We start from the raw sequence: 13,402 nt of genomic DNA on the forward strand, positions 1-13,402 counted from the left end.
GCCTCTCATCCGAAGCCCTGACTGAACCGGCCGCCATGGCACGTTCCTACGCCAACCGGCCACCGCGCCCCCGGGGCGTTTGGTACGCCCTCGCGGCCGGTATCCTGGCCGGCACAGCCATCGTCGCTGGAGTGTTCGCGCCGATCATCGGACTCATCGCCGCCAGCGCAGGAGCGGCCTGGTTCATCCCCGTCCCCACCGCGCGGATCACGCTGGTCGCCCTGCTCGGCTTCACGATCACGCTGATTCTGCTCATCCTCATCATCCGCACCCGAACACCCGCGGTGGCGTGGACGCTCGCCGCCCTCGCCGCCGTGGCCGCCCTGACCACCTCGCTCTACCCCGCGATCACGGTCGCCACCGACGCCTCCGGAAGTATCAGCAACGCCATCCCGTGGATCACCTCCTGGATCGACAAAGCGCGAAACCTGCTGCCCTGAAGTAGTCACCCCCACCACCTGCCGACTCGGCACCCCGGAGAGGGCACCGCACGATCGGCACCCCTAAAACTGTTCGCGCTTCACCGAGGAGAACCCGTGCCCGGCCCGGCCCTGAACGCCCCGCTGCTGAACGGCCGCTACCGTCCCGAGCGGCTTCTTGCCCGTGGCGGATCCTCCGCTGTGTACGCCGGAACCGATACCGCCCTGGGTCGGACGGTCGCCATCAAACTCCTCACCGCCGAAGCGGCACAGGACACTGCGCAGTACGAACGTGAGATCCGGATGCTGGCCGGCCTCAGCCACCATGGCATCGTCTCCATCGTCGACGCCGGCATCGACGAATCCGCCCCCGCCGACATCCGCCCATTCATCGTCATGGAAATGGTCCAAGGCACCAGCCTCGGCACCGCCATGCAGCAACGCGTCCTCAGCTCCCGGCAGGTCGGCGAGATCGCCTACGACATCGCCGAAGCGCTCGAGTACGTTCACCTGCGCGGCATCGTCCACCGCGACATCACCCCCGCCAACGTGATCCTCGTCGACTACGGCACCCGCACCTCCCGGGAACGCGCCCAACTGACCGACTTCGGCATCGCCCAGGAGACCGACCACATCCAAGCCGCCGGAACCCCCACCATTGGTACCGTCGCGTACCTCTCGCCCTAACAAGTCCGCAACCAGCCGGTGCAGACACCCTCCGATATCTACTCCCTCGGGCCTCGTGCTGCTGGAGTGCTTCACCAACCAGATTGCCTACCCCGGCGGGACCTCCGAAGCCGCGCTCGCTCGGCTGCATCAGCAACCCTCCCCATCGCCTGGCGGAACCTGATCCGCAGCATGATCGACTCCGATCCTGTCGAACGACCCAGCGCCGAGACCGTGGCCGCGACAGCACTCACGGTCATCATTAACAACCAACCACCCCGATAATGGGGACCGCCTCACGGGTACTAAGGCACTGTTGACGTTGCTGGGCCACGGGGACAACCGAGGGCATGGGCGAAAACTCGGGTAAGTCACAGCCCACGGTGGCTCAATTCGAGGACGCCCATCCTGACCACGCGACGCACCCGGTCCAATCGCCGGCATCCGCCGTGACCTGTAACCCGGTTCACATGAGAAGCCCGGTATAGCGGGGATCTAAGGAGTCCCTCGCAAGAGTGCCTGCGTGCATTAGCTTTTCGCCTTGCCTATCGATCCCGCGATTGTGAACTTCGTCGTTAGGTCGCACACCGTGTGAGAGCTATACATTCGTCGTTGCCATGCATCGTCGATGTTGTTCGAGTCTCCGGCCCCGCTTGCAACGTGAGCCGCCGACAGTTGCTCGATTAGGGCGGCCGGTCCGGTAGCGCGTGTTGCAGTTGAGCTACGCGGGATTCTATTGATCGACGCAACGCCCCTTCTGGAGCTGTTTGCTCGTGGTGGTTTCGTTCTCTTCTCCTACTGCTGATCGGTTCTTGGCTGCGATCGGTCAGGGCCACGGTCTGAAAGGCTCCGCCCGTATGGCCGGGATCGATAAGGAGGTCGGCTACCGTCTTCTTCGCGATCGTTATCTCGAGCTGCGCCGCAGCGGGGTGACCGCGGCGGACACGCTTCAGGCCATCGGTTTCTCCTCCAGCCGGGTACCGGCCTGGGAAGCCGCTGTCGAACTGGATCATGGTCGACATCACCTTCGAGTGGATGCGTCGCGGGAAGCTGCCTTCTGGGTGGCTTTCGACGCCGGCACCGATCTCGCCTCATCGGCGGTGGTTGCGAGGGTGTCAGGTTCAACCGGGTATCGATGGGTGCACCGTCGCTTCCACGAGCTGCGCTCGGAGGGTCTCTCGGTTGCACGCGCGGCTCGCAAACTCCGGCTCGCAGTCGGCCGCGCTGCTGTGCTGGAACGAGAGCGTCAGCAGCGGGTCATACGCGACTCCCTCGTGCTTGCTGCCGCTCGAAGAGACTCCGCGGCGCTCGTCGATGTTGGACTTCACGAGACCGACGCTGTCCGCAAGCGCCGGGAACGGGCCGATTCCTATTGGCAGCTCATGCGCGAGGGGGTCAGCAATGTGGATGCTTGCAGACTTCTCGGTATGTCTCGTCGCTCCGGAACGCTGATCCGTAAACAGAACAACTTCCTGATCCCACCGCTCGTTCCGCCGCGCTCCACAGGCCGGTATCTCACCATGCGGGAGCGAATGCAGATCGCCGACCTGTTGCGGATGGGCTGCACGATCCGTCAGATCGGGGTGCAGCTGGGCCGTCACGCGTCGACAATCAGCCGGGAACTGCATCGGCACCGCGACGGGGCTGGCAATTACCTTCCCCGCACTGCCGATCATGACGCGCACCGACAGCGGGCACGGCCCAAGGTGTCGAGGCTGGCAGCGAACACGTCACTGCGCCGTCTCGTGCAACGCAAGCTCAACCGGTGTTGGTCACCGGAAGAGATCAGTGGCTGGTTGCGGAAGACCTACCCGGAGGACGACGGGATGCGGGTCTGCCACGAGACCATCTACCGGGCGCTGCCGCTGCGTGAGGACACGGGATTGCATAAGCGCTATGCGCTCAAGCTGCGCACCGGGCGACGGATCCGCAAGACCCGCTGGCGCACGCGCAGTGGGCAGGGATCTCGGATCCGGAACATGGTGATGATCGACCAGCGACCTGCGGAGATCGAGACGAAGGAGATCGCCGGCCACTGGGAAGGGGACCTGATCGTCGGCGTCGGCTCAGTCTCAGCAATGGTCACCCTGCGTGAACGGACGACGCAATACGGGATGGTCATCAACCTGCCTCACGACCACACAGCCGCGTCCGTGAACACCGCCGTGATCGGAGCGTTCGCCACCTTGCCTGCCCATCTCAAGCGATCCCTGACCTGGGACCAGGGCGTCGAGATGGCCAGCCATGAAGCCCTCACCAAGGCGACAGGGATCCCGATCTACTTCGCCGAACGAGCCAGCCCTTGGCAACGCGGCGCGAACGAGAACTACAACGGCCTCCTGCGCCAGTACTTCCCCAAGGGCACCGATCTCGCCCAGCACACCGCCAGCCACGTTGCTCACGTCATGAACGAGATCAACACCCGGCCGCGAAAAGGACTCGGCTACGACACCCCAGCTCAACGCTTGTCAGCCGCACACCGCACGTCAAAACGGCCCTGAGATAACCTGTAAACACGTGATCTGTTGCGTCGATCACCAGAATCCGCCCTACCTCTGCGGGCACCTTCATCGGGCGGGGTAAACGGGCACCGTGGGCGTCAACGGGACCGGTGACGCGGTCCCTAGGAGCTCGCGTCCTTGGAAGACCGGCTTGCGGGGCCCACTCGTTTCCGGACGATGAGCTCGCATCCGATTCGAGTAGAAGTTTGATGCGGTGGATCCATCTTCTTGTGGCGCCGTCCGCTGCCCGTGGGGAAGGGATGCCGGGCTTGCGAACGTCTGTCCGACGTGTCCTAGGATTTTTGTCCTTGAACGAACGGGGTGATTTCGGACGAGAACATGGTCATCCAGTCGTTTGGCGCGACGGCGCTCGGGTGTTCGACGATCGGGAACTGGCCAGCGATCCAACGGAGATCAACGCTGGTCCGGTCCACTGAGTACAGCGGCCATTCGTCGGCGGACGCCCAATGGTCCACAGCCAGACCTGCATAGTCGGGTGTGAGGACCCACGCGAGCGGAGGGAAGAACACCTCACCGAATGTGAAGTGGGTTTCCCTCGCTCCTAGTACGCGTTGCATGAGCACGCCTCCGGAGAGTTTGAAGTCGGACCCGAAGTAGGCACCAGCGCGCAGTCGCAGCCCTGACGGCAAGCGAACCTGACGGGTGTCATTTAGCAGCTGCTTGGCGAGCTCAGGAAAGATGACACGAAGTCGGGGATTGATTGCATGGAATCCGTAGAGAATCGCACGGGAAACGAGCCCTGGGTCGAGTGACACAGCGGGAACATCTATTCGGCCGAACGCGAGCCTTTTACCTGTGCGGAACCATCCGCGCAACTGATCGGTGAACAAGCCGTATGCCGTGTCATAGCGGTTGCCTGCGGTGTTGTTGCAGTCGAAACATAGTCCGCGAACCCACATGCCGCCGGCGTACTGACGTCCCGGTTGCACCCCGCTTTTCGTCACGAGCGGAGACTCCTGCATGACGGACGCAGTATTCCCGGCAACTTGCGGAGGCACGTGGGCCTTTGTCATGAGACCGTACCTACCGCAAAGCCCGCAGAAGCGGCCCCGATTCGATCTGAGGTCGAGCCCAAGCGTTCCGCCCGCATTCATCGATCCATTGTGTCGGGTGAAGCAAATGTCGGCGACTGCAGATCGGGTCCAAAGTCGTGAGACGCACGCATCTACATCAATCCATTGCCGTGACCGGGTAGTTGCTGACCGATATAGTCGCGCTGTGCTCACCGACGATGAAGTGTCCGGACTGATCAGCACCGGTTACGAACAACGAAATACCGAATTCAAGAGTTCGGGCTCCCTCGGCGAGGGCTCCTTCCGCGCGAAGGTGGCTCGCGCCGCGATTGCCCTCGCTAATCAGCGCGACGGCGGCCGAGTGATCATCGGCGTTTCTGAGACTGACGGGATCCAGAACGGTCTGAGCATGGAGCTGGCAAGGGAGTATGAGGACTTCGACACGGTCGTTGATCGGATTAACACGTATGCCGACCCGCCCCTTCGGCTAGATGTGACCCTCCGGACACCATTCGAGGGGGTCGTCGTCGCTGTGATCGAGGTCGCCGAGTTCGACGAGATCCCCGTCCTCTGCAAGAGGCAATTCGGGGGTGTACTCGTGCAGGGTCAGCTGTATACGCGGTCGATGGCGAAGCCGGAGAGCTCGGCAAGCCACACTCAGAACGAGCTGCGAGCGTTACTGGCGGTGGCTGTCGAGAAGGGACTGAGCAGGTTCATCGAGACCGCCCGGCGCGGCGGCGTTGACCTGATCGGTCCTGTGACTTCTCGTGCAGAGGCGCAGTTGGCTGAGGCTCTCGAGTCGCAGCTCTTCGCAAGAGTCGTTGTTGGGCCGCACCTATTGGTGCGCTTCGCGCCAGTTGGCGAAGAGTCGGACGTGATTGAGTACGACCAACTCGCGCCGATCGTGGCTGGAAATCAGGTGAGCGCGGCGGGGTGGCGGTTCCCCATCATGTCGACTCCCTCAGGTGTTCAGCGGGGCCAGGACTGGTTCGGAGACCTCGACACGTCGAGCCGATCGGCCGAAGCGTGGCAGTTCTTTCAAAGCGGCGTGTTTGTGCTCGGAGTCACTTTCCCCGAAGGCTTCAGTGCCGACTGGGAATCTGTGGCCGCTCGCACCGCCGACGAACCTCACGTACCCATCTGGTTCCTCATCGCGTACGTCACCATGACGGTTGAGTTCGCCGCGCGCCTGCAACGGGCAGCATTCAATTCGCTGAGCCTCGACGTGCAGCTGAGCATCGCGAACGCGGAAGGGTGGGTATTGTCCGTCTCCAACCCATCCAGAGCCGGTTTTCACAGCCGCTACTCGCTCACGGACGGCACCTGGACGCGGACCATCACCATAACGCCCGAGAATGCACTCACGAGCAGCAGAGAAATCGCTGCTTCTGTTCTCCGTCACATGCTGGTTCGTTTTGGTTGGGACGGTGTGACCGACGAGATAATCCTTGGGGTCCAAGATGAGACACTCGGTGCCGAGGTCTAGCACCTTAGGATCTAGCTGATCGTGCCCCCACGCGCATAGCCGCCACATGTTTGCATAGTGACCGATACCGATCGTGTTACGCGCAGGTCGGTCGATTGGGGCTGGTGTGGTCAGGCGGGAGTGTCTCTCGGGGTGTTGGTGGGTTCGACGAGACCGTCTGTGGGTGGGCGTCGGAGCATTGCTGCGACCATGGCGTTGGCGACGGCGATGAGGGGTACGGCGAAGAGGGCACCAGGGATACCAGCGATGCCGGTTCCGGCGGCGACGCCGAGTACGACGGCGAGCGGGTGCACCTTGACGGCCCCACCGACGAGGAGTGGTTGCATCACGTGGGCTTCGAGCAGGTGGACGAGGAGGACTCCGCCGAGCATGAGTACTGCTTGCAGGGGGCCAGCGAAGATCAGGGCGATGAGGACGGCGATGATTCCGCTGACGATCGCTCCGATCACAGGGATGAAGGAGGCGAGGAGGACGATGACGGCGATGGGGATGGCGAGCGGGAGTCCGAGGAAGAATGCGACGAGGCCGATTCCAATGCCGTTGACGAGGGCGACGAGGATCTGCACGCGCACGAACGAGGTCAGTGTGCGCCAGCCGGCGGCTCCGGCCCGAGTGATGCCCGACTGGCCGTTCCGGGGGAAGATCCGAACCACCCACCCCCAAATGCCCCGGCCGTCGATGAGGATGAAGATGGTGGCGAAGATCGCTATCAGAGCGCCGGCGAAGAGGTGCCCGGTGGTTGAACCGACTTTCAGCACGCCGCCGAGCAGTTGGCTGCTGTCTTTCTGGACGACGGCGCCGATGTTGGCGAGGTATTCGTTGAGCTGAGTGTCGGTGATATTGAACGGCGGACCTCGCAGCGCGTCACGGGCCCGGTCGTACGCTGCACCGGATTCCTTCTGGAGCTGGGGCAGCCCGTCGTGAACCTGCCAGACGACCAGGTAGACCAGCCCGGCAATCACCGCGGCGAATACCAGAAGAACGATGAGGATCGATATCCATCGGGGCCATCCCGCCCGGTGCAGGCGACCTACGAGGGGCGCCAGGAGTGCCGCCACTAGAAGCGCCACCAGAAGTGGGACGACGATCTCGTGGAAGGTGATGATCAGGTAGACCGCCACACCGCCCAAGGCGATGATCGTCAGCAGCCGCCATGACCACTCCGAGGCGGCCACGACACCGACAGGCAGCCTTCGGTCGCGGGGGCTTTGCTCATGTGGTGTCTCCGACATCGTGATCTCCTTTGTTGGTGTCTCGGATTCGTTTCTTGAATGCGTCGAGGGCGGCGAGGACCACCGTCTGCAAAGCGAGCCCGCCGAAGCCATCGCCGCCCGCGACGTCTAGGTTCTTGCTGAGGGCGGCGCGGCAGCGAACACCAGCATCGGAAGCCACAACGGCCACAAATCCATCACGGCTCCTTTTCGCTCATGTCGACGGCAGTCCTGCCACAACTAGGTGACGGCGAATATCGCGGTCCGGAGCATGAACGCGACGGGGTCCACGACAAACCGGCTCCGTCAGCTCTGCACGTGCTAGGGCTGCTGCCACGTTAGGCAGGGGACATCACATGTCATGCGTCCTTGACACAGCAGTCAGCTGTCGATAAGAGCCGGCGTCTTGCCATCTCAACGCGGGGATTTCAAGCTTGTTCGCGCCGCGATCCCTCGCGGGGCGATCGCCCTTCTGGGTGAGGACCCGCGGCCACCTGAAGCCAGGGTGCTCCGAGGGCGTCCCGGCCTCGAGTTGCGCATCGGGACTACCGCGGCACCTGCACCATGGACGATGACATCCTCATCGTCGCCTTCATCACACTCGGCCACCGCCGCGACGTCTACGACCGGTGAGACCCGCTGGGGCGATCTGCTTGCGGACGGCACCTCACGACCACCGGGAGGGAGCGATCGCTCGATGCAGATCTATCTACTTGCACCAACTCGCGTGGTGAGTCCGGGATCGGGCGGGTCGGCGTGACTACATTTTGACTACATCTGGGCGAGATCCAACCTCGTCCACGGTGATCATCCAGCACTCAACTCCCTTGATATTCCGCGGATATTGGCCCCAAACGCCGCTATCACATGGGTCGAATTAGACTTCAAATCCCACCGGTACCGCCACTAAACGCCCCGCGATCCCTTGTAAACACTGGGATGCGGGGCGTTTCTTCGTGGGTGCGAGGCCCGCCTGACTGGTCCGAGAGTTCCGTGTCACGGGAGAAGGCGCCCGCCGAGAGATAGGTCTTCGTCGTCGATGACGTTCCTCGCGAGCCATTCGGCGTAGGTCACCCCGTCGGCTTCGGCCTTATGGAAGAGCTCGTTGGTCGTGATCGTGTGCGCTGTGGTGTGTCGTCTGACGTTGTGGCCCCAGTCGGTCAGGAAGTGCTGGTAAGCGAGATCGGGGTCGCCGGCGAGCCGCTTCATCGTCTCCACGGTGTGCGCGGACCAGTCGTCGATGAATCGATCCGTATCCGTGGGCACGTTGTTCAGAGCAGCACTGAATCGGGTGAGCGTGTCGTCATAGAGCGTGTTGCTGTGCAGGTACCTGATGTCACCGCCGACGCGATCGATGCGGTGCGAGAGGGCGTCTTCGTAGACGTCTGTACCGATCTGAAAGCCGAGGTACGTCGCGCTGTCCGCTCGCCACGTCCGATCGAAGACGTCTGACCATCGTGGCGAGAGGATGCCGGCGCCATCCGAGAGGCAGTAGACGCGCTTTCCCGTGTAATGGTCCGCGACCAGCGGGGCGTAGAAGGCGGAGGCCCAGGCTTCCGAACTCTCGCCGGAGACCATGACCTTTTCCGGCTCGAGAAAATTGGCGAAGATCCATGCCAACGCTGCGGTCGTGTTGTTGCGGCCGTTGTGGTGCACCTGAAAGGGACCCTTCTTGCCCGCATAGGTGTTGACGACGTCACCAACGTGCAGGTCTCCGGTCGTGTAGGGAATGAACACGAAGTTCCAGTCGCGGAAGCGATTGTCCTTGTCGCGCTGGTTCGCCATTCCGGTCAGGGCCGTCGGAAACAGCTTGGTGAGCGCGGTGAAGTAGAACGCTCGCAGGTCTCGCGTATAGCCCCGGAGGACTCTCCGGAGCGTGATGGGCTGGGAGGCAGTGATGTCGTCCCAGCAGGCGCCGCCACCCGAGAAGTGAATGATCAGGTTGGAGGAGGCGCCGCGTCTCACGTAGATCTCGTACCTCGTCCCATCGCCGCTGATTGTGGTCTTCCCCAGGTCGACGCTGTGCCATCGTCGATCGGACACCTCGTTCAGTGACATCACCCCGGACGGATGCCTGAAGTGGATGAAGTACACGAAGGCCACGCCGAGGAGCAGGGCTCCGCCGATGGTCCCGAGAGTGGCAAGGGGATTCAGGACGAGGAAGACGACCACCGCTATGCATCCAGCCAGCGCGATCCACGTGGATTTTCTATTCATCCCGTAACTATACCGGGTTACTTACTATACCCGACTACATTATCTTACCCCTCGATATACTTTCGGCGTGATGAGCGAGGAGGTCGGCAGGCGGGAGCGAAAGAAGGCCGCGACTCGGGCGTCGATTCTCGACGCCGCTCTCACTCTGTTCTTCGAGCGTGGCTTCGACGGGGCGAGCGTGCGTGAAATCGCTGACCTCGCCGACGTCACCCCGAAAACGGTCTTCGCTCACTTTCCGCGGAAGGAGGCACTGGTCTTCAGCGACGAAGACGACCGACACGAGACGCTCCTACGCGCCGTCACGGCGCGGGCGTCCGGCACCTCGATCTCCGACGCCCTCGCTGCCCACTACCTGGCCGAGCTCGCGGCGATGCAGACGGATCCTCAGCGTCGAGTGCTTGCCCTCATGCACGACACCCCCTCTCTCGTCGAGTACGCAGAGAAGATGTGGCTGCTGCACGAGGGCGCGCTGGCGGACGCCATCGCTCAGGAACTGGGGCTTTCCGAGCCCACGATCCAGGTCCGCTTCTTCGCGCACTTCGCGCTGCAGATCCAGCTGCACGCGAGTCGTGCCCAGAGACCCGAAGTCACCATTCGAGCGGGATTCGAACTCCTCGAGCCGGGTTGGGACAGCTATTGCTCGACTCTCCGGGATCCGGCGAAATAGCAGCACCGACAAAGCCGCTTCCCCCGTCTCTGCCAGCCTCTGAGCGGGTACCCGCTCAGGGCGGGTACCCGCATCCAGATTCGCTAGACGGCGACCCCCGCGGCGAGGGCCCGCACGTCGGCGGTCGTCAGCGGATTGCCGCCGATGCCCCAGTCGCCGCTGGCGACTTCCTCGACGATGACCCACGTGACGGGCCGCATGTTCTCGCCCTCGATGGTGACCATCGCGTCGGTGAGGCGCTCGACGACGTCCCGTTTCTGCTCGGCTGTGAAGACGTTCTCGATGACCTTGACGTTGATGAGTGGCATGGTATTTTCCGTTCCGGTTGGTGTTCAGTACCGTCACTCTCATCTTTGGCGGAATTAGTTGCAATACTCACCACTTCGGGTCTATAAGTGACTCTTATGTACGACGTTCGACGGCTCCGGGTGTTCTCCGAGCTGACGGAGCAGGGGAACTTCTCCGCGGCCGCCGCTGCGCTGGGCATGACGCAGTCCGCCGTCAGCCAGCAGATCGCCGCTCTGGAGCGCCAGGTCGGGCAGGCGGTCGTACGACGCGGGACTCGCCCGCTCGAGCTGACCGAGGTGGGGGCTGCCCTCGCGAGGCACGCGAAAGGCATCCTGGCTCGGCTCGATGCCGCCGAGCAGGAGGTCGACGAGATAGCGGGACGGCGCAGCGGGCGGCTGCGATTCGGCTGCTTCCCCACCGTGCTGAGCACGCTGATGCCCGCGGCGTTCGCGCGGTTCCGGCTGCTGCACCCCGGCGTCCGACTGACGGTCGTCGACGACCACCTGCATCGGCTGGTCCCACGGCTGGAGACCGGCGAGTTGGACCTGGCCGTGATCTACGAACACGAGGTGCTGCCCGGCATCGACGAGGGAATGTTCCATCGCGTTCCGATCTTCGAGGACCGGTTCCAAGTGGTGCTGCCGGCCGATCATCCGCTCGCGCGTTACGAGGCTGTCAACCTGCCGGACCTCCGCGACGAGCCCTGGATCGGCGGCGCGCTCAGTAGCGCCTGGTACCGGATCGTTCGGCACGCCTGCCAGCAGGTCGGCTTCACACCCCGATCCGAGGTCGCATCCGACGACTACATCGCCGTCCAGGCGCTGGTGGCGGCCGGGCTGGGCGTCTCCCTCATCCCCGGCCTGGCGGTGCGGCATCCGCTGCCCGGTGTCGCCGTTCGTCCGCTCGCCGACGATGCTCCGGTCCGGCGCATCAGTGCGGCCTGGCCCGTGGACGGCTATCAGGGGCCGACGCTCACCGCCATGGTCGAGAGCCTGCAACGGGCGGCACGGAGAGTACCGTGACCGTTCGATTCGGCGTGCATCTTCCCCTCATCGACTTCGGCGGTGAACCGTGGACGGCGGCGCGCCTTTCGGACTACGTCCGTGAGGCCGCGGCCCTCGGCTTCGACTACGTCTGCGCCAACGACCACCTGCTGTTCCGACGGGCCTGGCTGGACGGACCCACGTCGTTGGCGGCGGTCCTGGATGCCAGCGCCGACATGACGATCGCCACCACGGTCGCGCTGCCGGTCGTCCGCGGGCCGGTTCACACCGCCACGATGCTCGCCGCTCTGCACGCGCTCTCGGGCGGTCGCCTCATCGCCGGCGTCGGGCCCGGCTCGTCAGCCGCCGACTTCGCCGCAGCAGGCATCCCGTTCGCCGAACGGTGGAAGCGCTTCGACGAAGCGGTCCGCGTGCTCCGCGTCCTTCTCGGCCATGACGCGTCGCCCTTTCGCGGGAGGTTCTACTCGACGGACGGCGTCGACGGCCCCATCGTCGGCAGCTCGCCGCCCCCACCCCTGTGGATCTCCAGCTGGGGCTCACCCGCCGGCATCCGTCGGGTGGCCGAGCTCGGCGACGGCTGGCTCGCCTCTGCCTACAACACCTCGCCGCAGGCCTTCCGCGACGGCGTCACCCGACTCGAGGCATCCGGACGTCCGGCGACCTTCCCTACCGCCGTCGCGACCACCTGGCTGCACGTCACCGACCGAGCGGATGCCGCCGATCACGTCATCGACGACTTGCTGGCTCCGACTCTCGGTCGACCCGCCGACGACCTGCGTGCGGCAGGACTGCCCATCGGCTCGCCCGAGCAGTGCGCCGAACGGATCGACGCCTACATCCGAGCCGGCGCTGAGCGGATCCTCCTGTGGCCGATCGGCGACGAGATCCGTCAGCTCACGGCCTTCCGCACCGAGGTCGTGCCGCTGCTGACGGCGTGATCCTCAGCCCTCGATCGTCGCGACGACCATCGCGTGGTCGGACACGGGGGAGTCTTTGCGCGCCGCCGCGTCCACGGTGATCGAGGGGAGCTGGGTCGCGCCCGTCACGGTGTCGGCCGACGTTATGCGGTGACGGAGCGCCGTGGACACGAGGATGTGGTCGATGAGCTCCTTGCGGCCCTCGAAGATACGCGAGAATCGCCGTTCCTCGGGAATGAGCGGCGCGAGGTTGAGCAGGCGCCACGCGTCGCCGCGATCGGGGTGATTCTCTCCCGCCGTGCCGATCTCCGACCCGGGCGGCCCCTGCAGGATCTGCGTCGTGGCTGCCCGCACCTCGTCGTTGAGGTCGCCCATCACGGCGACGAGGCGGGTGGATCCGTCGCCGGCGAGCAGGTCGTCCGCGTATCCACGAACGGCCGCGGCCTCGGCCGCACGACGGTTGAGGGCGTAGGCGCCGTAGCGTGCCCGCTGCGCCTCGTCCCTCGGCACGAACGACGTCGCGTTCGGCGTGCGGCCGGGAAAGGAGAGCAGCTTCGACTTGAGGTGCGCGGCGACGAGGTCGAGCGGATCGGCGCCCAGACGCACGCGGATGCGGAGAGCGCCCCGACCCATCGTCGCGAGCGGAGCGCCGTCGTCGCCGGTCGGCGCGGCCTGGAGCAGGGGCGGGATGTCGAAGAACTCGGACGACTCCTCGATGGGCAGTCGTGAGAGGAATCCGACCCGGATGGGGTGGTCGACCTCGAAGTGCGTCGAGAGCACGCCGGACCAGCCGTCACCGAGACGAGCCCGCAGCTCCTCGAACGCGGTCGGGTCGCCGACCTCCTCGACGGCCAGCACGTCGACATCCGCCGATCGGATCGTCTCGGCCAGCAGCGCCACCTTGCGGTCGAACGTCGCCCGATCCGACGGCCCGAATGGCCCGCCGGGTTCGAAGAAGTTCTCGATGTTCCATGCTCCGATGACGGTCATCG

At 64.4% G+C, this 13,402-nt stretch carries 12 protein-coding genes; 7 read left to right on the forward strand and 5 right to left on the reverse strand.

What is annotated here, in order from left to right; all coding sequences use genetic code 11:
• The first annotated feature begins 35 nt into the window (after positions 1-35).
• The 3 genes from E6C70_RS15005 (at position 36) to E6C70_RS15015 (ending at position 3,586) form a co-directional block, all read left to right on the forward strand.
• Positions 36-440, forward strand: a complete 405-nt coding sequence (locus tag E6C70_RS15005; protein ID WP_136425315.1) for a hypothetical protein — start codon at positions 36-38, stop codon at positions 438-440.
• A gap of 96 nt (positions 441-536) precedes the next feature.
• Entirely contained in the window at positions 537-1,106 is a 570-nt protein-coding gene (locus E6C70_RS15010) for a serine/threonine-protein kinase (RefSeq protein WP_235833556.1), read from the forward strand.
• A gap of 836 nt (positions 1,107-1,942) precedes the next feature.
• Entirely contained in the window at positions 1,943-3,586 is a 1,644-nt protein-coding gene (locus E6C70_RS15015) for an IS30 family transposase (RefSeq protein WP_235833557.1), read from the forward strand.
• A 293-nt stretch (positions 3,587-3,879) separates the two neighbouring features.
• Here E6C70_RS15015 and E6C70_RS15020 read toward each other — a convergent pair whose 3' ends face one another.
• Positions 3,880-4,551 carry a hypothetical protein gene (locus E6C70_RS15020; RefSeq protein ID WP_168770978.1) on the reverse strand — a complete coding sequence of 224 codons (672 nt, stop codon included), beginning with the start codon at positions 4,549-4,551 and terminating at the stop codon, positions 3,880-3,882.
• Positions 4,552-4,825: 274 nt separating this feature from the next.
• Between E6C70_RS15020 and E6C70_RS15025 the strand changes: the two genes are divergently transcribed.
• On the forward strand, positions 4,826-6,106 hold the full coding sequence (locus E6C70_RS15025; protein WP_168770979.1) for an ATP-binding protein: 1,281 nt from the start codon (positions 4,826-4,828) through the stop codon (positions 6,104-6,106).
• A gap of 110 nt (positions 6,107-6,216) precedes the next feature.
• Here E6C70_RS15025 and E6C70_RS15030 read toward each other — a convergent pair whose 3' ends face one another.
• Both E6C70_RS15030 and E6C70_RS15035 read right to left on the reverse strand, forming a co-directional pair.
• Complete coding sequence (locus tag E6C70_RS15030; RefSeq protein ID WP_168770980.1) at positions 6,217-7,338, reverse strand: AI-2E family transporter; 1,122 nt, start codon at positions 7,336-7,338, stop codon at positions 6,217-6,219.
• 975 nt (positions 7,339-8,313) lie between these two features.
• Entirely contained in the window at positions 8,314-9,534 is a 1,221-nt protein-coding gene (locus tag E6C70_RS15035; protein ID WP_136425320.1) for a pectin acetylesterase-family hydrolase, read from the reverse strand.
• Positions 9,535-9,604: 70 nt separating this feature from the next.
• Here E6C70_RS15035 and E6C70_RS15040 point away from each other — a divergent pair, with 70 nt between their 5' ends.
• Complete coding sequence (locus E6C70_RS15040; protein ID WP_136425327.1) at positions 9,605-10,201, forward strand: TetR/AcrR family transcriptional regulator; 597 nt, start codon at positions 9,605-9,607, stop codon at positions 10,199-10,201.
• A gap of 83 nt (positions 10,202-10,284) precedes the next feature.
• Here E6C70_RS15040 and E6C70_RS15045 read toward each other — a convergent pair whose 3' ends face one another.
• The gene (locus tag E6C70_RS15045) at positions 10,285-10,509 is read right to left on the reverse strand and encodes a tautomerase family protein (protein WP_136425321.1); all 225 of its coding nucleotides are present in this window, start codon (positions 10,507-10,509) and stop codon (positions 10,285-10,287) included.
• Positions 10,510-10,605: 96 nt separating this feature from the next.
• Between E6C70_RS15045 and E6C70_RS15050 the strand changes: the two genes are divergently transcribed.
• Together E6C70_RS15050 and E6C70_RS15055 are read left to right on the forward strand one after the other, a co-directional pair.
• Entirely contained in the window at positions 10,606-11,511 is a 906-nt protein-coding gene (locus E6C70_RS15050) for a LysR family transcriptional regulator (RefSeq protein WP_136425322.1), read from the forward strand.
• On the forward strand, positions 11,508-12,431 hold the full coding sequence (locus E6C70_RS15055; RefSeq protein ID WP_136425323.1) for an LLM class flavin-dependent oxidoreductase: 924 nt from the start codon (positions 11,508-11,510) through the stop codon (positions 12,429-12,431). Before E6C70_RS15050 ends, E6C70_RS15055 begins: the two co-directional genes overlap by 4 nt.
• Positions 12,432-12,434: 3 nt before the next feature.
• Here the strand turns inward: E6C70_RS15055 and E6C70_RS15060 are convergent, their stop codons facing one another.
• A complete protein-coding gene (locus E6C70_RS15060) occupies positions 12,435-13,400 on the reverse strand; it encodes an endonuclease/exonuclease/phosphatase family protein (RefSeq protein ID WP_136425324.1) in 966 nt (321 codons plus the stop codon).
• Positions 13,401-13,402: the final 2 nt, after the last annotated feature.

The organism is Orlajensenia flava, from assembly GCF_004801905.1.
GTDB classification, from domain to species: domain Bacteria; phylum Actinomycetota; class Actinomycetes; order Actinomycetales; family Microbacteriaceae; genus Orlajensenia; species Orlajensenia flava.